The organism is Ornatilinea apprima, from assembly GCF_001306115.1.
Classification (GTDB): Bacteria; Chloroflexota; Anaerolineae; order Anaerolineales; family Anaerolineaceae; genus Ornatilinea; species Ornatilinea apprima.
The window spans coordinates 37,327-59,649 of record NZ_LGCL01000019.1 but is presented as its reverse complement, the minus strand read 5'-3'; the positions used below and the strand labels follow the sequence as shown (position 1 = coordinate 59,649).

The following is a 22,323-nucleotide window of genomic DNA, read 5'->3' as shown; positions in this document are numbered from 1 at the left end:
GCCGGGTTTTTGAATGATTTAAGAAATATCGGGTAGAATTGGGGGATAGAAAGTTGACTGGAGGCTGTTTTGAAGCGAAGTATCAGAGATTATCTGGTTTTGTTACTGATTTCCGGCAGTGTGATCGGACTGGACCAATGGACCAAGTCGTTGGTGCGCGCCTCGCTGGAATTGGGGGAAATGTGGTCGCCCTGGCCGTGGCTAACGCCTTATGCCAGAATCGTGCACTGGTACAACACCGGCTCGGCGTTCGGTATGTTTCAGGGCCTGGGAATGGTTTTCACCGTGCTGGCGTTTGTCATTGCCGGGGCGATAATTTTCTATTACCCGCGGGTTCCACGCGAGGAGTGGGGTCTGCGGCTGGCGCTGGGTTTGCAATTGGGCGGAGCGATGGGCAATTTAATTGACCGCCTGACGATTGGGCATGTAACCGATTTCGTCTCCGTAGGCACCTTCCCGGTGTTTAACGTGGCCGATTCGAGTATTACCGTGGGCGTGGGTGTGCTGCTGTTGAGTATGTATCTGCAGGAGCGCGCCGCGCAAAAACAATCCGCAGGCCAGGTGAAACAAGAGGACCCGGCGGACGCGGCTGTTCAGGGAGATGCGTCCATTGAACAATGAGATTGAAGTGATCTTTCGCTTCGATGAAGAGGAAAGCGAACGCCTGGATAAATTTCTGGCGCGCAGCCATACCGAACTCTCGCGCTCGCGCATCCAGGCCTTGATTGAAGGCGGCCTGGTTACGGTGGATGACAAAGTGATCACGAAAACCGGCTACGCGCTGGAGCGCGGCCAGCAGGTGAACATGCGTGTGCCAGCCCCAGAACCGAGCAATTTGATTCCTGAATCGATTCCCTTGGACGTTATTTTTGAAAACGATGACCTGCTGGTGATTAATAAACCAGCGGGCATGGTGGTGCACCCGGCAGCGGGGCACAGCAGCGGCACGGTGGTGCACGCGGCCCTGGCGCACGCGCCAGAAATGGAAGGCGTGGGCGGGGTGCAGCGCCCGGGGATTGTTCACCGCTTGGATAAAGACACGTCCGGTTTGTTGTTGATCGCCAAAAATGATAAGGCTCATCAATGGCTGCAAAGCCGTTTCAAACAGCGCTCGCTGAAGAAGGTCTATTTGGCGCTGGTGGATGGGGCGCCGCCAACTCCAAGCGGGCGAATCGAAGCGCCGATTGGGCGTGACCCTGCGCACCGCAAGCAAATGGCCATTCTGCCCCCGGGAAAAGGGCGCGAAGCGTTCACCGAGTACCGCACCCTGGAGAGTTTTGAGAAACACACGTTGCTGGAAGTGAACCTGCTGACCGGGCGCACGCACCAGATTCGCCTGCATATGGCCTTTTTGGGCTGTCCGATTGTGGGCGATGGTATTTATGGTCACCGCAAGGTATCGCTGCCCATCCGCCGCCAGTTCTTACACGCCCAGCGGCTCACGATCCAACTGCCGGGTGAAAAAAGCCAGCGGACCTTTGAGGCACCACTGCCGGCTGATTTGCAAAAAGTGTTGGATCTGCTGCACGCGGAGCGATAGAAATCCCATTTCCGATGAAAAGAGGAAGTATAGCCATGCAATGGATTGATTTACGTTCAGACACGGTAACCCAGCCTACAGCTGAAATGCGCGCCGTGATGGTTGAGGCCGTGGTGGGTGATGATGTTTATGGTGAAGACCCGACTGTGCAACGCCTGCAGGCGATGTCGGCGGAGCGATTGGGCAAAGAAGCCGGTTTGTTTGTGCCTTCGGGCACAATGGGCAACCTGATCGGCGTGCTGGCGCACTGCGGGCGCGGCGATGAAGTGATCATGGGCAGCCTGGCGCACACCTTTCTGTTTGAGGCGGGTGGTGTGGCGGCGCTGGGGGGCGTGCACCCGCACACCCTGCCTAACCTGCCAGACGGCACCATCGCGCTGGAAGATATTCGCCTGGCAGTTCGCGATGCGAATAACCCGCATTACCCAACCAGCCGCCTGATTGTGCTGGAGAACACGCATAATCGCTGCGGCGGGGTAGCCGTGCCGGTGGAGTTTATGCTGGCGGTGAAAGAGATCGCGGATGCCAACGGCCTAAAAATGCACCTGGATGGGGCGCGGATTTTTAATGCCGAGACCGAATTGGGTGTGGCGGCGGCCGAACTGGCACAGCCGTTCGATTCGGTTACGTTTTGCCTGAGCAAGGGTCTTTGCGCGCCAGTGGGTTCGGTGCTGTGCGGCAGCAAACCGTTCATCCAGCAGGCTCTGCGGCTGCGAAAAATGCTGGGCGGCGGTATGCGGCAGGCCGGCATTCTGGCGGCGGCGGGGATCATCGCGCTGGAAAAGATGACCCTGCGCCTGGGGGAGGATCACCGGCGGGCGGCGGAGTTAGGCGATCTACTGGCGAGCGTGGATGGACTGCGGGTGGAAAAGAAAGCGCACGCGACCAATATGGTATTTGTGAACCTGGATGAGTCGATTCAAGGATCGGCAGGTGAAATTGCCGGACGGCTGAAATCGCTGGGTGTGCTGGCCAGCCCCACCGGGGCGCGGCAGTTCCGCCTGGTGCTGCATTATTGGATCAGCGACGCGGACGTGAAGGCCACCGCTCAGGCGTTCCGCCAGGCGCTTTCTGTTTAACAGTTCTGATATAATGTTGGTAGATGCTTTCCGAACGCAATTTTGGGTTGAATTGGAAGGCTCTTTTTCCTGAATATTATTAATAAAAACCTGGCTCGATGGAGGAAACCATGTCCGAATATATCACTTTAGAGCAGATTGACGAAGCCGTAAAGACCATCGAGGCGCGCACCCAATACCGCCCGAAACTGGCGATGATTTTAGGCTCCGGCCTGAACGACCTGGCGAACGCGATTGATAACGCGGATATTATCCCGGCCGAGGAAATTCCCAACTGGCCGAAATCCACGGTGCAGGGGCACATGGGCCGGCTGGTGATTGGCACGCTGGCGGGTAAAGAAGTGTTGGTGATGCAAGGCCGCTCGCACTATTACGAGGGCTATAGTATGGCCCAGGTAACCTTTCCGGTGCGGGTGATGAATCGCATGGGCGTGAACACGCTTTTTGTTACCAACGCCGCCGGGGCGGTGAACCAGGACTACGCGCCCGGTGATGTGATGTTGATTGTGGATCACATTAACCTGATCGGGATGGGCGGGTTGAGCCCGCTGCGCGGACCGAACCTGGATGTGTTTGGCGAGCGCTTCCCCGATATGAGCCAGCCCTATGACCGGGAATTGTGTGACCTGGCGCGCGGCGCGGCAAAGAAGAACGGCATCCGCCTGCATGAGGGCGTATACACAATTTTAGCCGGGCCTTCGTTTGAGTCGCCGGCCGAGCTGCGCTATCTGAAGGGGATTGGAACCGACGCGGTGGGAATGTCCACCGTTCCTGAAGTGATCGTTGCCAGACACGGTAAAATGCGGGTGTTGGGTATTTCTGGAATTAGCAATAAAGCCAACCTGGATGGCAGTACCATGACCACGCATGAAGAGGTTTTGGAGGCCGGCCACATCATTGCTCCCAAGATCAAAGATATCTTCCTGGGTGTGCTTGAAAATCTGTAAGCCGGTTTGGCACAAAACCTGGCCTTTGTAGCCGGGCGGCCTGATGCTGTGTGCGTGGCATGAAAGAATTAATCGCTTTTCTTGAAAAATTTGAGATCTGGATCTACGCAATGCTGGGGGGCGTGGGGCTGCTGTATATCCGCAAAGTGATTGTGGCCTGGAATGAATGGCGCACGTCTGTTTTTGGTATGGAGCGTGAGGCGTCTCAGCGGCGGCTGGGCACGGCGTTGAGCGTTTTGGCGCTGGCGGCGCTGCTGGCGTTGAGCGAGTTTGTGCTGATCTCGTTTGTCAGCCCGGCGCTGCCCGCTACCAGCTTACTGCCCACGCCCACCCTGGATCTGCTGGCGACTGCCACCCCAACCTTGCCGTCTGAAGCAGTGGCGGAAGGCGCGGCGCAAGCAACGCTGGTTCCCAATATGGCCAACCTTCCGCTGACCGAGGGCTGCCAGGCAGGTCGGATTGAATGGATTGAGCCGCTGGAGGGGGCGGAAGTGCTCTCCGGCTCTGTTACGCTGAAGTTTATTGTCAACCTGGATAACCTGGGGTTTTATAAATACGAATATGGGCAGCCGGGAAGTGATGTTTGGACGACCATTGCGGCGGGAAACCAGAGCAGCGAAACCGAGCAGACAGCTACCTGGAACACCGATCAGTTGGTGCCGGGTGATTATTTTTTGCGTCTGGTTGTGATGGATGGACAAAACAATCCCCAGCCAGTATGTGTTACCTCCGTGAGGATTGTATTACCGTAATCTTTGGGAGCAGAGTATGCCTGAAATTGAAATTCGTCCAACCGTGGCGGCCGATTTACCGGTCTTATTGCATTTAGAACACAGCTACACAACCCAATACGTCTGGCAAATGGAACGCCTGATCGAAGAAGGGCAGATTTCGATTGGCTTTCGCGAGGTGCGGCTGCCCCGCTCGGTGCGGGTGGAATATCCGCGCGCGGCAGAGCTGACCCAGCAGTTGTGGCCGCAGAAACAAACCTGGCTAACGGCAACGATGGAAAGCGTGCCGGTGGGGTACATGCGCCTGGAAGACCAGTTCTCGGCCAGCACGGTGTGGATTACCGATGTGGTGGTGAAAGAAAAGGTGCGCCGAAAAGGAATTGCCAGCGCCTTGCTCCTGGCAGCCCAGCACTGGGCAGTGCAGCGCAATTTGCGCCGCGTGGTGCTGGCGATGCAGTCAAAGAATCATCCGGCAATTCAAATGGCGAATAAGCTGGGGTATGAATTCTGTGGATTTAATGATCATTACTACGCCAACCAAGACATCGCGTTGTTTTTCGCGCGGTATGCGCGCTAAAGAGGACCGGTTGCATGTCGGGTAGTTTTCAGGGGGTATTGTCCATTCTCAAGGCTGTCAGCGAGATTCTAACCGCTGGCGTCGCTATTACCGCATTTTCGCTGCTGCTGTATGCGCTTTCTTTTAACCTGCGAGACCGCGTTGCCCGGTCTTTCGCGATCATCATGCTGTGCGTGGTGATTGTGTTTACGGCTGAGGCAATTGGCATGCAGGCCGGAACACCCGAAATCATCTCTTTTTGGCTGAAACTGCAGTGGGTTGGCATTATTCTGCTGCCGGCGGCATACCTGCAATTTTCTGACGCGCTGCTGGCCACCACCGGCAAGCCGAGCCGGGGGCGGCGGCGCCTGATGATCGTGGTGGTGTATTCCATTTCGCTGGCTTGCCTGATGACCCTGCCCTTTAATCTACTGTTTGGAGACATCAATCTCACCGCGCAGCCGGCGCCCTTCTTCCAGGCCAACGTGTTGACCGACTTGTTTTCGCTGTATTACCTGGGGATGATGGTGATTTCTTTATGGCTGCTGGTGCGGGCTTACCAGCGCACCAAAACCCCCACCAGCCGGCGGCGTATCCGCTATCTGATGATTGGTTCGGCAGCCCCGGCGATTGGCTCGTTTCCCTTCCTTCTGTTTGGCTCCGATATAGCTGCGCGGCACCCGGTGATTTTTTGGAGTGTTACGATTTTTATCGCGGCGCTGGTGGGCGTTTTGATTATTCTGATGGCGTACGCGGTGGCGTTTTTTGGCGTCTCCTGGCCAGACCGGGTGATCAAAGAACGGCTGATCAAGTGGATTATGCGCGGCCCGATCACTGCCAGCATTACCCTGGGCCTGGTGACGGTGACCCGGCGGGTTGGTGAGGCGTTTGGCGCGACCTACACAGGCTTTGTGCCGGTGGTGATGGCGGCTTCGATCCTGCTGCTTGAGCACCTGATCACCATTTTTGGGCCGTTTGGGGCGAAATGGTTGTTTCTCGATCAGGATGATCGCGAGATGAACATGCTGCGGGCTTTGGAAGACCGCCTGATGACGCGTAGCGATTTAAAGCAATTTTTGGAGATGTTGCTGGCGGCGGTTTGTGACCAGCTTCAATCACCAGGGGCGTACGCGGCCGTATTTAGCGGCGCGGAAGTGGACCAGTTTGTTTCTGTAGGTAAAACAGATGTGGGTGAAGCTGCCCCGCGGCAGCTTTACCAAGTGCTGGCGGAGAACGGTAATCATAACGAGTGGTTCCAATGGGGCGGCGATACGCTGATCCCGATTGTGGAAGATGGGGATGGCAGTTTCCATCTCATCGGGTTAATCGGCATTTCTCGCACTGGCGGACAGGTGTTGGAGCCAGAACAAATCACCTCGATTAGCAGGCTGACGCACCGTGCGGAATTGGCGTTGAAAGACCGCAAAGCCCAGGAAGGGTATTTGCAAAGCCTGCAGCTTTTGCGGCCTGAAATGGATTATTTACAGGCCGTGCGGGCCGTGGGCCGATATTCGGTGGAGCCGGATATGCTGATGGAAAATGATTCTCAGGTGCCGGCTGATATGAGCCAGTGGGTGAAGGACGCCCTGACCCACTATTGGGGCGGCCCAAAACTGACCGAAAATCCCTTGCTGAAGTTGAAGATTGTTGAGTCGGCACTGCAAGAACATGACGGCAACGCGGCCAACGCTTTGCGATCCATTTTAAAGACCGCCATCGAAAGACTGAAACCTGAGGGAGAACGCAGGTTTACCGGTGAGTGGATTCTGTATAATATACTTGAGCTGAAATTTTTGGAAGGAAAGAAAGTTCGAGAAGTCGCCATGCGATTGGCGATGTCGGAAGCGGACTTATATCGAAAGCAACGCGTGGCAGTTGAAGAGGTGGCCAAAGCGATCCTGGAGATGGAAGATGAAGCCCACCAGGATGGCTTGACAGCGGATTAACAGGTAGTTCTTGATTAATTTTTCATTAATTGAGATAATATACAAATGGTGAATTACCCGTAAGCATTATCGTCTCAGCAGGGGAGGATATCGAATGGTGGTAAAAGATGAAAGCTCGGTCGACAAGAACTTCTCACAAGTAGATGAAGGATGGTGGGCTTCCGTATTAGCCGATGATGAGCAGGATCATAACCATAGCCATGAAAGTACCGCAGCGGCAGAGCTGACACCGGTTGAAGAGACGAGTGTAGATTGGATAAAGGCGAAAAAAATCTACGACAATGATGAGATTGTCGTGCTGAAGGTTTACGCCTTCAATCGAGGGGGCTTGCTGGTCAATGGGCAGGGGATTCAAGGCTTTGTTCCGGTATCGCATCTGGTAGAAATGGCCTCCATTGATGATGAAAGCGAACGCCGCGAACGGCTGGCGCATTATTTAGGCTGTTCGATGCAGTTGAAAATTATTGAATGCGAGCCGACGATGGAACGCATTGTCTTCTCGGAGCGGGCAGCATTGGCAGGGGAAGGCCAGCGCAAGCAGTTGTTCAAGTCACTGAAAGCGGATGATGTGGTGACTGGCACGGTAACCAACGTAACCGACTTTGGCGCGTTTGTAGACCTGGGCGGTGTGGAAGGTTTGATTCATGTGTCCGAACTCTCCTGGGGGCGGGTTAATCATCCCTCAGAAGTGTTGAAGGTCAACCAGACCGTCAGCGCGCTGGTGTTACAGGTATCTGAAGAGAACGTGCGTGTGGCACTCAGCTTGAAGCGCCTGTGCCCCAACCCGTGGGAAAAGCTGGTGGAAAACTACCATTCTGGAGATGAAGTGCGCGCCACCATCACCGCGATCAAGCGCTACGGCGTTTTCGCCCGGCTGGATGAGGGCGTTGAGGGCCTGGTGCACATCTCTTCCATGAATCTGGGAACGGATCATAAGGACCTCAATCACGCCTTCCGGCCGGGTCAGGTGGTGCGGGTTGAAATCCTGCATATTGATTCTGAACGCAGAAGGCTGGGGTTGGGTCTGGTGGATATTGAATGAGCGGTAACTCCAGAAAATCGAATTCATATCATTCCTTCTCGCCAGAGGCGGGGCATTCCCATCCGAAGAAGAGTGATCAGTCCATTCGCGGACGCCGCTACACGGCAGACACGATTGGACTTTTGCTTGTTGTGGCGGCTATCATCACCTTCATGGCGCTGCTGGACTTTACCGAAGGCACGCTGGTCTCGGTGTGGGTGAGATTCATCCGTACCTGGATGGGCTGGGGTGCCTTCGCGGTGGTGTTTTTCCTGGGATTGGCGGGCGTTTTGCTGATTCTGGCCAATAACGAGAAATCGGTGGCCTTTCCGCTGAAGCGGATTATTGTGCTGGAAGGTCTGATGTTCAGCCTGATGGCGTTCTTTTCTGCGTTGGGTGGTCAATCGCTGCAGCGGGCATCACAGGGACTGGACGGTGGATTCATTGGCTGGGGATTGGCGGAAATTGTGGACCGTTTTCTGCCTGCGCCAATCAGCACCATTTTGTGGGGTGGCATCACCGTGGTGCTGGCGGTGAGCGGATTGGGATTAACCGGCCTGGTTGGAAACCTGCTGGACCGCTTGCTGGAGGATGAACCGTTGGAAAGCGAAGGGCAGGCCGCCGAATCTGTGGCTTCTGCTCCTATGGATCAAAAGGGCACGCCGGCGCGCAAAGCCAGAAAATCCCCTGAGCCAAAAGGCCACGCTGAATTGAAACGCGGTGACGGTCTGCCGCCGTTGGACCTGGTGCTGCCGGACAAGACCGTAAAAGCTGACGAAACCAATATTCACGATACGGCGCGGCGGATTGAAAAAGCGCTGGCCGATTTTGGAATTCCGGCGCGGGTGGTGGGTTTCCGGCAGGGACCGACGGTCACCCAGTTCGCGGTGGAGCCGGGTTTTGTGGAAAAAACCAACCCGGATGGCGAGATGGTGCGGCAGAAGGTGCGTGTGGCGCAGATTGCCAACCTGCACCGCGATCTGGCGCTGGCGCTTTCGGCGGAGCGGCTGCGAATTGAAGCGCCGGTTCCCGGGCAGGCTTTTGTTGGGGTGGAAGTGCCGAATGCCGATCCGAGCATCGTGCGGCTGCGCAACTTGCTTGAGTCGCGCCCGTTCTTGAAGATGCGCTCGCCGTTGGCGCTGGCGCTGGGTAGAGATGTCTCCGGACAGCCGGTAGTTGGCGATCTGTCGCGCATGCCGCATTTGCTGATCGCCGGAACAACCGGGTCGGGCAAATCGGTGTGCATCGCGGCTATCACGGTCTGTTTGGTGATGAACAATTCGCCGGAAACCTTGAAACTGGCGATGCTGGACCCCAAGATGGTGGAATTGGTGCGTTTCAATGGGCTTCCACACTTGTACAATAAGGTGGAAACGGAACCCGAACGCATGCTGGGCGTGTTAAAATGGGCGCTGGCTGAGATGGACCGGCGCTACCGCCTGCTGGAAGCCGCCAAGACGCGCGATATTGATTCGTACAATGAAAGAGCCGCCCGGCGCGGCGAGAACGCTCTGCCGCGGGTGGTGATTCTGATTGATGAGTTGGCAGACCTGATGATGTCTGCGCCCGACCAGACCGAACACGCGCTGGTGCGCCTGGCGCAGCTGGCACGCGCCACAGGTATTCACCTGATTGTGGCTACCCAGCGACCCAGCACAGACGTGGTCACCGGCCTGATCAAGGCCAACTTCCCGGCGCGCATCGCGTTTAATGTGGCCTCTTCGATTGATTCGCGGGTGATTCTGGACGCCAACGGCGCAGAAAGCCTGCTGGGCAACGGCGATATGCTTTTCCTGGACCCTGAGGCGGGTACGCCGCTGCGCGCGCAAGGTGTGATGGTGTCTGACAACGAGATTGAGAAGGTGATTGAGTACTGGCAGCAGCACATGAATGGCGAGGTGGAACCGGCTCCGTGGGAGGAAATGATTGAATCCGCGGCGCAGAGCGAAGGCCAGGACGACCTGGTGGAGCGGGCGATCCGAATTGTTAAAGAAGAACGGCGGGCGAGCGCGTCGATGCTGCAGCGGCGGCTGCGGGTGGGCTACCCACGCGCGGCGCGTTTGATCGACGAACTGGAAGAACTGGGTGTGGTAGGCCCCAGCCAGGGAGGCGGCCGCGAGCGGGAAGTGCTGGTGAGCAAAGATGATGGCGAAGAACAGAGAAATATCGATTACAATGAAGATGAAATCGAAGAAGACCCCGAATAAAAAACCACAGTCATCGTGTCGTTGAATTCATCCATTTCTATTTTGAATAATTGGTGCGCATCGTGGAACAAGCAATCAAAGACGCAAAAGTAAAGACGTTTACGGATTTCTTAAGAGTAGTGTTTAAGAATGTGATCGATCCAATCGCTGCCTTCTTGAACCGGTTGGGACTGAAGCCGAACACGGTAACCCTTTCCGGGTTGATTGGCCACACGGCAGCGGCGTATCTCATCGCGCAGGGAGAGGTTACCTGGGGCGGGCTGCTGATTCTGGTGATGGCGCCGGTAGACGCGCTGGACGGCGCGATGGCGCGCCTGCGCGGCGAGCCGAGCAAATTTGGGGCGTTCATCGACTCGGTAACGGACCGATACTCGGAACTGGTTTTGTTTGGCGGGCTGCTGGTTTACTTTTTGAACCAGAATAACTGGCTGGGCTGCGGGCTGGTATACCTGGCGGCGGCCGGGTCGGTGATGGTGTCGTACACGCGGGCGCGGGCTGAGACGCTGGGTTTTGACGGCAAGATCGGTTTGCTTTCTCGGGTGGAACGCTATATTATCCTTATCCCTTCCTTGATCTTCAATCTTTCGATATACGGTCTGGGAATTATCGCTGTTCTGGCCAATTTCACGGCGGTGCAGCGCATCTGGTCGGTGCGCAAACAGGCGCATGAGACGATGAATCTCTAGGCGAGTAACAGAACCCTCTTTTTGAAAGGAATTATTCAATCATTATGGTTAGAGAAGGTTTTTCCATCGGTCCATTATTTGTTCATTGGTACGGTGTGATCATCATGTTTGGCACGGTGCTGGCGGCCTTTATGGCCGAGCGCGAGGCCAAAAAGCGCAACATGGATTCTGAATTTATTTGGGACGCGCTGCCTTACATTTTGATCACTGGGATCATCGGAGCGCGGTTGTGGCACGTTTTCACGCCGCCCGATTCGATGCAGGCAGCTGGGCTGACCACCTCCTATTATTTCCAAAACCCGATTGAGATTCTGAAAATCTGGAGAGGTGGACTGGGAATCCCTGGGGCGGTGATGGGGGGAATGGTAGCCGTGTATGTTTACTGCAAGCGGCACAATATCCGCTTTGGTGATTTTGGCGATATTGTGGCGCCCGGACTGGCGCTGGCTCAGGCGATTGGCCGCTGGGGAAACTTTGTGAACCAGGAACTGTACGGCGCCCCTTCCAATTTGCCGTGGGCGATATCCATTGATGAGGCCCACCGCCTGCCGGAGTATATGGATGTGGCGCGCTATCATCCGCTGTTTCTGTATGAATTCCTCTGGAACTTGATGAATATGGGCCTGCTGCTGTGGATTGGCAAAAAATTTGCCGGACGGTTGAAGCCGGGCGATATTTTGCTGACGTACCTGATTGTCTACCCGGTGGGGCGCTTTCTGCTGGAATATCTGCGGCTGGATGCCTCAAGCATTGGCACAATCAACGCCAACCAGACGCTGATGGCGGTTGTGGCGTTGGGGAGCGCGCTGGCGCTGTTCTTGCGGCATCGCCTGGGCGGCAAAACATCGGCAGAGAAGTCGGGCGGCAGTGAAGAAGAATCGCAGGCAGAGGCCTGACCCTTTTTGCAGTGTTGTCAGGCTGGAGTAAAAACCCCGGGCGGCAAACACCCGGGAAGGACAACAGGTCATGATCTTTGCTGAAAACCTGACCAAGCAGTTTGACCAATTTGTCGCGGTGGATGGGGTGAACCTGGACGTACCGCAGGGAAACGTGCTGGTATTGCTAGGCCCTAACGGGGCCGGGAAAACCACCACGGTGCGCATGCTGACGTCCATTCTGCGGCCCACGCGCGGCATGGCGCGGGTAGCGGGATACGATGTGGTGAAAGAAGCGCGTCAGGTGCGCTCGGTGGTGGGAGTTCTGACCGAGCAGCACGGCTTGTACGGGCGGATGAACGCCGATGAATACCTGGATTTTTTTGGACAGTTGTATGGGTTGGAACGCAATCACAGTGGCCGGCGAAGCCTGGAATTGTTGGAGCGGTTTGGGCTAGCCGAAGACCGAAAAAAGCGATTAAGCAGTTATTCCAAAGGCATGCGCCAGAAATTATCTCTGGCGCGCGCGCTTTTACACCAACCACCGGTTTTACTGCTGGATGAGCCCACCTCGGCGATGGACCCGGAAAGCGCGCGCATGGTGCGCGACGCGATCAGCAGCCTGCGCTCGGCAGACCGCACCATTGTGTTATGCACGCACAACCTGGCTGAAGCTGAGGAATTGGCGGACCAGGTGGCAATCATCCGTAAGGGGAGAATTATCCGCTGGGGGGAATTGAACGAGTTGAAGCAGCAGCTTCTGGGGCCGACCCAATTTGAAGCGATGCTTTCCAGGCATGTGGACGGCTGGCAGGGCAGCTTGCCGGAAGGGGTGAGCTTGACCCTGCGGGAAGGATACCGGCTGCGGTTTCAAATTCGCGATCCGCAAAACACCAACCCGGCCTTGCTGCGTAGTCTGTTGGCGGACCAGTTGGACGTGATCTCCTTCCAGGAGGTGCCGCACAGCCTGGAAAGCGCCTATATTGAAGCTGTGCGGCTGGCAAAAGAGGATTAGAACCATGCAAGAACTGCTGCAGAAAATTCGGCCGGCTCTGGTGATCACGCGCCGTGAAGTGCGCGATCAACTGCGTGACTGGCGCATTATTCTGCCGGTGCTGTTTTTGACCGTCTTTTTTCCATTTCTGATGAATTTCACCGCCCAACAAATGCTGGATTTTGTCAGCCAATACGGAGCCTCGGTGATTGGCGAGCGGCTGGTGCCGTTTCTGCTGATGATTGTGGGTTTCTTTCCCATTTCAGTTTCGCTGGTGATTGCCCTCGAAACGTTTGTGGGTGAAAAAGAACGCGGCAGCATTGAGCCGCTGCTCAACACTCCGCTGGAAGACTGGCAGCTTTACCTTGGCAAACTGCTCTCGTCGGTGGTTCCGCCACTGACGGCCAGTTTTTTGGGGATGGCGGTTTACCTGATCGGGTTGGCCAGCAAAGGAGTGCCACTGCCCGAACTGCCGATGCTGATCCAAATCTTTGCGCTGACCACAGTGCAGGCAGTGGTGATGGTGAGCGGGGCGGTGGTGGTGTCTTCACAGGCTACCTCGGTGCGGGCAACCAATCTATTGGCCAGCTTCATCGTCATACCGGTGGCGTTCTTAATCCAGGGGGAAAGCGTGGTGATGTTCTGGGGAGATTACACCGCATTGTGGTGGGTGGTTGGAGGGCTGGTTATTCTGACCTTTCTGTTGATGCGGGTGGGACTGGCGCACTTCCAGCGTGAGGAACTGCTCGGCAGGGAGATTGATGTTCTCAACGTCAAATGGATGTGGCGAACGTTTTGGAATGCGTTTGGCGGGAACGCCAGGACTGTCTGGGAATGGTTCGGGCGTGTGATCCCAGAAAGCTTGCGCGAACTGCGCTTTTCGATGCTGGCCATGCTGGTCATCGGAGCGGCTGGGGTGTGGGTCGGCGCGCGAATGGTGAATACTTTTTATATTTCTTTGGGCGGCGAGACGTTCACCGATCTTCCGGACAGGATGGAACTGCTGACAGAGATCTTCCCGTTGTTTGGCTTTGGGCCGGTGATGGGCATCTGGTGGCAAAATGTGCGCGTGATGATCCTGGCCATGCTGCTGGGGGTGTTCTCGGTGGGGATTTTGGGAACGCTGCCGCTGCTGGCTTCGCTGGGTGTGGCAGGCTATTTGGGCGCTCTGCTGACCATGAACGGCTTGCCGCTAGAGACGTACCTGATGTTTCTGATTCCGCATGGGGTGTTGGAGATTCCGGCGGTGATCATTGGCAGCGCGGCTGTGCTGCAAATGGGCATTCTTCAGGCCACACCCAACGCGGAGAAAACGGTGGGCGAGGTGTGGCTGATCAGCCTGGCGCGCTGGCTGCGGGTAATGGTGGGGGTGGTAGCGCCCTTGCTGTTGATTGCCGCGGCGGTAGAGTCCTGGGTGACTCCGCAAATTTTGAAGGCATTCTTATAAGGTGTGAGATACGAGGTAAAGGATGGGGAAACTGATCCTGTTGGGGACGGCGGCTGCCGTGCCAGACCATGATCGTGAAAATACGCATTTCTGGCTGGAGTGCGGGGAGCGCAGAATGTTAATCGACTGCGCCACCAACCCGGTGGCGCACCTGCCGCGGGTGGGACTCGATTTTATGACCTTAACCGACCTGGTGCTGACACACTTTCACCCCGACCATGTCTCGGGCGCGCCATATTTGCTGATGGTGATGTGGTTGAAAGGTCGAAAAGATCGTCTGCGGGTTTATGGGTTGGAAGATACGCTGGAGAAGTTCAAGCGCCTGCTGCAGCTCTTCGATTGGGAAAGCTGGCCGAATTTTTACCCGGTGGAGTTTATCGCGGTGAGCGAGCGGGAGAACGCGCCGGTGCTGGGAGATGACCATTTGCGCGTTACGGCCTCACCGGTGCGGCACCTGATCCCAACCATGGGGCTGCGGGTGGACTTCTTGAAAAGCGGGGCTTCGTTCGCCTATTCGTGCGATACGCAGCCATGCGAGGAAGTTGCGCGGCTGGCAGCGCGCGCAGACGTGCTGCTGCACGAGGCTGGCGGGTATGGCGTGGGGCACACCTCGCCGGAAAAAGCGGGTGAAACAGCACAAAAAGCGGGGGTTAAGCGTCTGTACCTGGTCCATTACCCGGATGTGAGCGAGCAAGAGTGGGTTGAGAAAGCCAGTCAATATTTCAGCGGGGAAGTGCGTCTGGCCAAAGAGCGGGAAGAGATCCTTTTCGCGGACTGAGCTACCAGCCCTGTAAAAACGGTTCCCATTCAACAAAAGAGGCTCCACTGCGCCCAAAGCGATATTCCGCGCTGGATGGGGGCTCTTTGGGCTGCCGCAGGAGGCGCATACCGGCTTCTTCAAGGGTTTTGCCGCCCTTTTTATGGTTGCAGGGAGCGCAGGCGGTAACCACATTGTCCCAGGTCAGGCGCCCGCCCAGGCGGCGCGGGATGATGTGATCGATGGTCAGTTCCTCGGCGCGCCGGCCGCAGTACTGGCAGGTGAAATTGTCGCGGCGCAACACCTCACGGCGGGTCAGCCGGAGATGAGGGCGCGGGCGGTGAACCATGTGGGCGAGGCGGATGACGGACGGAGCGGGGATTTTGAGGCGGGCCGTGCGAATATAACCGCGGCCATTGGCGATCAGCGAAGCTTTTTCGGCGAGCATCAGGCTGACCGCCCGGCGGGTGGAGCAAATATTGATCGGCTCAAAATTGGCATTCAAAACCAGCACTGATTCGTGCATACCTACTCCATTGGTAGGATTATAGCAAATAATTGTCCCCTGAGGAATTAACAGCGGGTTAGAGCGCGGTTAATCAAAATGGGAGAAAATCTGCTCTGCAAGCCAGGCACGGGGATGGCGTTTTTCCAGTATAATTCGGGGAGGCAGCGGATGGCCTGTTCGCGGTTGAACCTGCCGGATCATTGTGGAGGCATGTATGAATATTGATGAGCAAGTCGAATACTTGATGCAGGGTACCGAATACGGTGACGACAACCTGAAAACGGCAATGACGCGCGAGCTACGCGAGCGGCTGGTGGAAGCGCAAAAAGAAGGACGCCCGCTGCGCGTTTACTGCGGGTTTGATCCCCGCACCGCGGACCTGCACCTGGGGCACACCGTTCCCATGCGCAAGATGCGCCAGTTCCAGGAATTGGGACACGATGTGGTTTTCCTGGTGGGGAATTTCACCTCACTGATCGGCGATCCGTCGGACAAAGATGTTTTACGCCCGCAACTCACCGCCGAGCAGGTAGCTGAAAACGCGCGCACTTACGCCGAACAGGCCTACCGCATTCTAGAGAAGGACAAAACCAGAATTGCCTTTAACGCGGAATGGCTCTCTAAGCTGACGTTTGAAGACTTAATCAAGCTGTCTTCCAACTTTACCATCCAGCAGTTTTTAACCCGCGAGAACTTCCGCAAGCGCTGGGATAAAGGCGACGCGTTGTACATGCACGAGCTGTTCTATTCGATTATGCAGGGGTATGATGCTTATGCGCTGAAAGCAGACGTGCAGATCGGCGGTACGGACCAGTTGTTCAATATTGTTACTGCCGCGCGCAAGATTATGACCTACCTGGACGCCAAACCGAATATTGCCATCATTCTGGGCATTTTGCCAGGCACCGATGGAACGGTCAAGATGAGCAAATCGCTGGGGAACCATATTCCGATTTTGACCGGACCAGAGGATATGTATGGAAAGGTGATGAGCATTCCAGATGCTGCCATGCCGCAGTATTCGCGCCTGGTGACCCGCTGGACGCCGGATGTGATCCACGCGATGGAAAGCGCGCTCAAAGAAGGCACGCTGCACCCGCGAGACGCGAAGATGAAGCTGGCATGGGAAATCACCTCGGCGTTCTACAGCGACGAGGCGGCCAACGACGCGCAAGAGGCGTTTGTGCGCTTGTTCCAGAAAGGCGACGTTCCAGAAGAAATGGCGGAATTTGGCCTGGACGCTGCCATGCCGCTGGCTGACTTGCTGGTGGCGACGGGTATGGCGGAGAGCAAAAGCCAGGCGCGCCGCTTGATTGATCAGAAAGGTGTGAAACTGGACGGCGAAGTGCTGACCGACGCGCGCGCGGCAGTGCCGCATGCGGGCGTGTTGCAGGTTGGCAAGCGCAATTATGTGCGCATTATCGAAAAATAGCCCGCGCAGCGAGCGATGACAACATGAACAGGCAGCCCTACACGGGCCGCCTGTTTTTTTATTCCGTTTGGGTGAGATTGAGGGTTTTCTCGATGAGCTGCTCGCCAATGGTTTTTGCCAGACGCGGGTTGTCTTCTTCCAACAAGATGACCAGGGCCAGGGAGGTGTTGGGCCATTCGGGGGTGGTGCCCGCCAGGTACCAGGTGAGCTTCTTTTTCGCGGCCTGGGCAGAGGCAACTACCTGCCAATAGGGCTTGCTCTCTACGGTCAGGTCCCGGACGGCGGCGCGCGAGGACTGCGGCAAGGTGACGGTGGGGGTGTCTGAAGTTAGAACCACCCAGCCCTGAGCGGGGGTGTTGACCGCGGCGGCAATCAGCGGGATGGGACGGGGACCGTCGGTGGAGAAGGCTGCGACTGCCAGGGCCATCTGCATCGGGCTGACGTTGATGCCGCTTTGCCCGAGGGCGATCTGTGCCGGATCGGTGTTGGAAAATGAATCCACAGACAGACTGGCTGTCGGCGCGGCTGGCAGGCGCAGATCAGGCGTTTCGCCAAATCCGGCCGATTGGTACAAGGCGAGCCAATCGGAGGGGTTGAAGGTCTGCCCGAGCGCCTGTATGGCGGCCGGGCAGCCGGCTGCAACCGCTTTGGGCCAGGTGAGCGGGGGCGTTACTGGCAAGGAGCACATCCAGGACTGCTGGTTGAAAGACACCGCCTGTGAAAACGGCAGATCGGGAAGCAGGTTTTTTTGGATGGCGTGGGCGTAGAGGAAGGGCGCCAGAGCGGTTCCGGGCGGGTATTGGCCTTGCACGGCGCGGTTGAGCAGGGGCGCGTTAGAATCGGCCAGCCAGGATTGCAGATCTTCTTCAATGCGGTTGGGGTCGTAGTTGGGGGATGAAGACAAAGCGAGCACTTCGCCGCTGTGCGCGTTGAGCAGCACCAGGCTGCCCACATGCCCCTGCAGGGATTCGTCCGCGCTTCGCTGCAGCTCCTGGTCTAGGGTCAGACGCACGTCCAGACCGGCGGGATGCTGTCCGTAGAGCAGATCATCTTTGAAAATCAGGGCGGCGGGACTGCCCTGCAAGCCGCGCAGGTAATCATTAAGCGAGGCCTCGAGGCCGGCTTGCCCCAGCAGGGGATGAGAATACCCAACCACCGGGCCCAGCGAAGAAATGGAGACTTGACGGGTGTAGGCGCCCGCTTTTCCAGCGGTGGAGACAATGACGCGGTTATTGCGGTCGAGCATTTTGCCACGCGGAACGTAATAATCGTCGATGGCCGGGCGGGGATTGTCGGCGCGGGTGAGTAAATCTGTGCGGCGAATGACAGCCCACCATCCGCTGATGAGCGCCAGCAAAGCCAGTGAGGCGAGAAGCCCACCGAAGATGAGCTGGTAGGCGAACGGGTCTTGCACGGGGGCGGGATCGAAATCTTCGTCCTCATTGCTGATCAAGAGGAGGAGGAAAAGAGCCGCGAAGGAAGATATGAGGGAAGATCCGCCATACGAGACGAAGGGCAAGGTAACCCCGGTGAGGGGCAGCAGGCGGGTGTTGCCGCCAATAATCAGAATTGACTGGAGAGCCAGCTCGATCACAAGACCGGCTGAGAGGTAACGCAGCCAAAGGCTGCGGGCGCGTAAGGCAACGCGAAATCCGCGGCTGACCAGAAGACCAATCAGGGTAAGGAGGGCGATGATGCCGAGCAGTCCGGTTTCTTCAGCGATGGCGGCGAAGATAAAATCGGAGATGGCTACGGGGATCACCGAAGGGCTGCCCAGTCCGGGTCCGCGGCCGATCAAACCGCCGGCGGCAATGCCGAGGATAGACTGCACGATTTGATAGGATCGGCCGGTGGGGTCGAGCCAGGGATTGAGCCAGGCGTCGAACCGTAAGCGGATGACATCAAAGATGAAATAACCGGCAATAGCCGCGATCAAAAGGATCGCTGCTCCGGCGAGCAGAATGCGGCGGCGGCCAGAGGCCAGAAAAATGACACCGAAGTAAAGCAAGATGAATAGGGAGGCTGTGCCGAGGTCGCGCTGGACGGAAAAAATGGCCAGCGCCGCGCCAACCAGCACGGTTGTGGGGGCGAGCAGCCGTGCCAGACTGAAGCTCACCGGCAGGTTATCGGCCAGGTAGGCGGCCAGGTAAATGACCACCAGCAGCTTCAGCGGTTCGGAGGGCTGTATGAAGAAAAGCTGGAAGTTCAGCCACAAGGTTGGGCCTTCGCCGGAGGGATAGGTGCCGATCAGGATGGTGAAGGCCGTCAGCAGCAGCCCGCTGACCAGCCAGACGTATTTGTAGCGGCGCAGCATATCCAGGAGGTTGGGGACGCGCAAGGCAAAGTTGAGCAAGCCCAGGGCGATGGCCAGCCAGATGGTCTGGCGGTAGCCAAAAGAGGGGATGAGCCGGTAAATGGTTAGCAGCCCCCATCCGCTGAGGGTGGCAACGACTGGCAAAAGGTAAGGATCGCGGTCGGGTAGGTGGCGGCAAACCTGGCGGTGGGTGAGCGCGAAACCGAGCAACCAGATGGCCACACCGGCCCAATGCTGCCAGTGCAGGTCGGCCGGCCACTGGCGCTGGCGGACCGCTGGAGAAAGGGTGAGGATGGCCGCATAGAGCAGCAAGAATAGCGCTGTCAGCGAGAGCAAACGGCTTTGCTGGCGGTCTTTGGGAGACAGAGACGCGGGAAAAATGGGATTCAAAGTAACCGGCGCTTTTCTCAGGCGAGGTATTTATCTATCAGCCAGCCCAACTGCTGGCGCGTGCCAGCGGGAATAGCCGGAGGATTGGTCATCAGGGCGTTGGCCAGGGCGCGCGAGCATTTGCAGTCAAAATCTTCAGGCAGGGCGCTGACCAGGTTGTGGATGGCTTCCTGGGCGTGATGAGTATTCTCTTGCAGGGTGCGGACAACCATTTCCACCGAAACAGGGGCTTCGGAAGTATGCCAGACGTCATAGTCGGTTACATGGGCCAAAACACCGTAACACATTTCGGCTTCGCGGGCGAGGAAAGCCTCGGGTGAGGTGGTCATGCCGATGATGGAGATGCCCCAGGCACGGAAGAGGTTGGACTCGCCTTTGGTGGAAAAACGCGGCCCTTCAATGGTGATGAATGATCCGCCCAGGTGGCAGACGGCGCTGGTCTGAATGACCGCCTGGTAGATTTCGGTGGAGATTTCATTACAGAAGGGATCCGCGGGGCTGATGTGGGCAACCAGGCCGTTCTCAAAGAAAGAGCGCTTGCGGTCGCGGGTGAAGTCGATGAGCTGGTCGGGGATGACGATGTGCCCGGGGGCGTAATCTTCGCGCAGGGAGCCGCAGGCGCTGATGCTGACAATCCGGCGGGCGCCAATGGACTTGAGGGCGTAAATGTTGGCGCGGTAGTTGACCTCGGTAGGGGAGATGAAATGGCCGATGCCGTGGCGGGCCAAAAACGCAACCGTTTTTCCGGCCAGGGTGCCCATGACGATGGGGGAGCTGGGTTTCCCGTAGGGGGTATCCACTTCGATGGTTTCAACGTCTTGCAGACCTTCAAATTGATAAAGGCCTGAACCACCGATGACAGCCAGGATGGGTTGAGCGGTCATGATTTTCTCCGTTCTTTTCCTTCAGGTTAGTTCGTTTTGAATCATAGCACAGGATGGTAGGCGCGACAATTCTAATTGAGCGGCGAGGCACGTAAAAAAGGGTCTGAACAAGTTGACAGGAATCAGATGATCGCAGTCAAACGAAAATATGGTTAATAAATGGGTTGCGCTGGTGGGGATTGGCCTATAATCATTGTATATCTTTATTAGCTTAACCAATTTGCCCGAGCGGCGGCAGGCCGACCGGAAAAAGAGAGGGGTATCGATGGCAGATTTGGAGTTAATCAGACGTTTGGTGCAGGTGGGTGATTTTGATACAGCCGTGGAATCTTTAGAGAAGATTGTTCTGGAAGAGCCGCAGAATCTGGAAGCCTGGCGTATGCTGGCAGACGCGTATCAGGATGAAAAGGAAAAGGTGCGCTGCCTGCGGCAAATTTTGATCTTGTCGCCACAAGATGAGGCGGCGACGCAAAGACTGGAAGAGATGGAAGCGGAGCAGGCACACCCGTATGAGGCGGCGCTGGGGGGATTGCGAGGGGGCAGCCAGGAAGACGGTGATTATCTGGCATTGAGCGAGCCGCCAAAGAAGGCGAAAGCCAACGCGATTGCGCGGGGAAAAGACCTGGTCGCGGGATTTTTGGAGGACGATAAAAAATTTATCGCGCTGGTCGCGGCGCTGGTGGTTTTGATCATTGTTACGGTAATTGGAATGCTGTGATCACAGCGCAGACCGTGTAGAATCAAGGTTTCTTGACCGACTTTCTCGCTTATGTTATGATGGCAAGCGAGGTTTAACCGTATGCAGGAATCCCCCGCATCTTTTAAAGATATTGATCGCCAAGTTTCCAAGGAAGATCCTGAATTAACCGCGCGTCCCAGGCGGATGTGGCGCGACATTTGGGATGGTGTGCTGCGCATGGGCCTGGGCGAAGCCGCGCTGCGGTTGGGCAGCGGCCTGGCCTCGGTGGTGATGATTTTGTTAGTTGTGTGGGTAATGCGTAACTTCTACCTGCAGGGGCAAATGAGATCGATCAGCGGGTCGGCGCAGGCAGCCCCGCTGGCAGAGCCCACGCCGGTCATCGCGGTGAACCTGAACGCGCCCGCAGCGCTTTCGGCTGGGGGAGTGGAGCGCCTGACTCTTTTGCATACCAATATCCCAGCCAAACCGCGCTCGAGTGTAACTCAATATGAAGTGCAAAAAGGCGATACGATTTTTGGCATTGCCCAAAAGTTCAATTTGCGCCCTGAAACAATTTTGTGGGGAAATTATTATATTCTCGCTGACGATCCGCACCGGCTGACCCCCGGGCAGATGTTGAATATTCTGCCGGTGGATGGGGTGTATTATGAATGGCACAGTGGAGACGGCCTAAACGGTGTGGCCGCTTTCTACGGGGTTACTCCTGATGCGATTCTGAACTGGCCGGGCAACCAGCTCAACGTGGAAACCCTGGGCGACCTGGCGAACCCCAATATTGAGCCGGGAACCTGGCTGGTTGTGCCGGGCGGCCGGCGCGAGTTTATCTCATGGAGCGCGCCGCGCATCACGCGCAGCGACCCGGCTGTGGCCAGCATTATGGGGCCGGGCGCGTGCGGCGCGATTATGGATGGGCCGGTGGGTGGAGGAACCTTCATCTGGCCATCGGTAGAGCGCTATCTCTCGGGCTATGATTACGCGCCAGAGACCAATCATTATGGGATTGATATTGCTGGCAGCAGTGGAAACGCAATCTACGCCGCAGATTCAGGCGTGGTGGTATACGCGGGCTGGAATGATTGGGGTTATGGTAATGTGATTGTGATTGATCACGGCAACGGCTGGCAAACGCTGTATGCCCACCTGGATTCGCTGACCGTGGGCTGCGGCTCACCCGTTACCCAGGGTGACCTGATCGGCGGAATGGGCAGCACAGGGAATTCCAGCGGGCCGCACCTGCATTTTGAAATGCTGAGCGATGAGTACGGCAAGGTTAACCCGTGGAATTTTTTGCAATAAGGTTGGCTGCTGA

The 22,323-nt window shown here is 56.8% G+C and carries 20 protein-coding genes; 17 read left to right on the top strand and 3 right to left on the bottom strand.

Annotated features, from left to right (window positions below):
* Positions 1-69: 69 nt before the first annotated feature.
* From lspA to ADN00_RS07145, 14 genes are all read left to right on the top strand, one after another.
* Positions 70-621 carry a signal peptidase II gene (lspA, locus tag ADN00_RS07210; RefSeq protein WP_160317483.1) on the top strand — a complete coding sequence of 184 codons (552 nt, stop codon included), beginning with the start codon at positions 70-72 and terminating at the stop codon, positions 619-621.
* Complete coding sequence (locus ADN00_RS07205) at positions 611-1,540, top strand: RluA family pseudouridine synthase (RefSeq protein WP_201781160.1); 930 nt, start codon at positions 611-613, stop codon at positions 1,538-1,540. The genes lspA and ADN00_RS07205 overlap by 11 nt, the downstream gene beginning before the upstream one ends.
* Positions 1,541-1,575: 35 nt before the next feature.
* Complete coding sequence (ltaE, locus tag ADN00_RS07200; RefSeq protein WP_075062289.1) at positions 1,576-2,619, top strand: low-specificity L-threonine aldolase; 1,044 nt, start codon at positions 1,576-1,578, stop codon at positions 2,617-2,619.
* A gap of 110 nt (positions 2,620-2,729) precedes the next feature.
* Complete coding sequence (locus tag ADN00_RS07195; RefSeq protein ID WP_075062288.1) at positions 2,730-3,566, top strand: purine-nucleoside phosphorylase; 837 nt, start codon at positions 2,730-2,732, stop codon at positions 3,564-3,566.
* A gap of 59 nt (positions 3,567-3,625) precedes the next feature.
* Positions 3,626-4,318, top strand: a complete 693-nt coding sequence (locus ADN00_RS07190; protein ID WP_075062287.1) for a hypothetical protein — start codon at positions 3,626-3,628, stop codon at positions 4,316-4,318.
* A 16-nt stretch (positions 4,319-4,334) separates the two neighbouring features.
* A complete protein-coding gene (locus ADN00_RS07185) occupies positions 4,335-4,874 on the top strand; it encodes a GNAT family N-acetyltransferase (protein ID WP_075062286.1) in 540 nt (179 codons plus the stop codon).
* A 14-nt stretch (positions 4,875-4,888) separates the two neighbouring features.
* Positions 4,889-6,799, top strand: a complete 1,911-nt coding sequence (locus tag ADN00_RS07180) for a histidine kinase N-terminal 7TM domain-containing protein (protein WP_075062285.1) — start codon at positions 4,889-4,891, stop codon at positions 6,797-6,799.
* A 94-nt stretch (positions 6,800-6,893) separates the two neighbouring features.
* Entirely contained in the window at positions 6,894-7,841 is a 948-nt protein-coding gene (locus tag ADN00_RS07175; protein WP_075062284.1) for a S1 RNA-binding domain-containing protein, read from the top strand.
* Entirely contained in the window at positions 7,838-10,027 is a 2,190-nt protein-coding gene (locus tag ADN00_RS07170; RefSeq protein WP_075062283.1) for a DNA translocase FtsK, read from the top strand. Before ADN00_RS07175 ends, ADN00_RS07170 begins: the two co-directional genes overlap by 4 nt.
* Before the next feature lie 62 nt (positions 10,028-10,089).
* Entirely contained in the window at positions 10,090-10,713 is a 624-nt protein-coding gene (locus ADN00_RS07165; protein ID WP_160317482.1) for a CDP-alcohol phosphatidyltransferase family protein, read from the top strand.
* A 44-nt stretch (positions 10,714-10,757) separates the two neighbouring features.
* Positions 10,758-11,609 carry a prolipoprotein diacylglyceryl transferase gene (lgt, locus tag ADN00_RS07160; RefSeq protein WP_075062282.1) on the top strand — a complete coding sequence of 284 codons (852 nt, stop codon included), beginning with the start codon at positions 10,758-10,760 and terminating at the stop codon, positions 11,607-11,609.
* Between the two features lie 70 nt (positions 11,610-11,679).
* Positions 11,680-12,603, top strand: coding sequence for an ABC transporter ATP-binding protein (locus tag ADN00_RS07155; protein WP_075062281.1), 924 nt, complete (start codon positions 11,680-11,682; stop codon positions 12,601-12,603).
* A 4-nt stretch (positions 12,604-12,607) separates the two neighbouring features.
* On the top strand, positions 12,608-14,029 hold the full coding sequence (locus tag ADN00_RS07150) for a stage II sporulation protein M (RefSeq protein ID WP_075062280.1): 1,422 nt from the start codon (positions 12,608-12,610) through the stop codon (positions 14,027-14,029).
* Between the two features lie 22 nt (positions 14,030-14,051).
* On the top strand, positions 14,052-14,807 hold the full coding sequence (locus tag ADN00_RS07145) for an MBL fold metallo-hydrolase (RefSeq protein WP_075062279.1): 756 nt from the start codon (positions 14,052-14,054) through the stop codon (positions 14,805-14,807).
* Between the two features lies 1 nt (position 14,808).
* Here ADN00_RS07145 and ADN00_RS07140 read toward each other — a convergent pair whose 3' ends face one another.
* Positions 14,809-15,312 (bottom strand): HNH endonuclease, encoded by a 504-nt coding sequence (locus ADN00_RS07140; RefSeq protein WP_075062278.1) that lies wholly within the window; start codon positions 15,310-15,312, stop codon positions 14,809-14,811.
* A 196-nt stretch (positions 15,313-15,508) separates the two neighbouring features.
* Here ADN00_RS07140 and tyrS point away from each other — a divergent pair, with 196 nt between their 5' ends.
* Entirely contained in the window at positions 15,509-16,726 is a 1,218-nt protein-coding gene (gene tyrS / locus ADN00_RS07135) for a tyrosine--tRNA ligase (protein WP_075062277.1), read from the top strand.
* A 58-nt stretch (positions 16,727-16,784) separates the two neighbouring features.
* On the opposite strand, the gene ADN00_RS07130 is transcribed toward tyrS, so the two are convergent.
* Both ADN00_RS07130 and mtnP read right to left on the bottom strand, forming a co-directional pair.
* Positions 16,785-19,430: an FtsW/RodA/SpoVE family cell cycle protein gene (locus ADN00_RS07130; RefSeq protein WP_075062276.1), complete on the bottom strand. Its 2,646-nt coding sequence runs from the start codon at positions 19,428-19,430 to the stop codon at positions 16,785-16,787.
* 17 nt (positions 19,431-19,447) lie between these two features.
* Positions 19,448-20,314 carry an S-methyl-5'-thioadenosine phosphorylase gene (gene mtnP / locus ADN00_RS07125; protein WP_075062275.1) on the bottom strand — a complete coding sequence of 289 codons (867 nt, stop codon included), beginning with the start codon at positions 20,312-20,314 and terminating at the stop codon, positions 19,448-19,450.
* A 265-nt stretch (positions 20,315-20,579) separates the two neighbouring features.
* On the opposite strand from mtnP, the gene ADN00_RS07120 reads away from it, so the two are divergent.
* Together ADN00_RS07120 and ADN00_RS07115 are read left to right on the top strand one after the other, a co-directional pair.
* Entirely contained in the window at positions 20,580-21,032 is a 453-nt protein-coding gene (locus ADN00_RS07120; RefSeq protein ID WP_075062274.1) for a tetratricopeptide repeat protein, read from the top strand.
* 165 nt (positions 21,033-21,197) lie between these two features.
* Positions 21,198-22,310, top strand: a complete 1,113-nt coding sequence (locus tag ADN00_RS07115) for a M23 family metallopeptidase (protein ID WP_160317481.1) — start codon at positions 21,198-21,200, stop codon at positions 22,308-22,310.
* Positions 22,311-22,323: the final 13 nt, after the last annotated feature.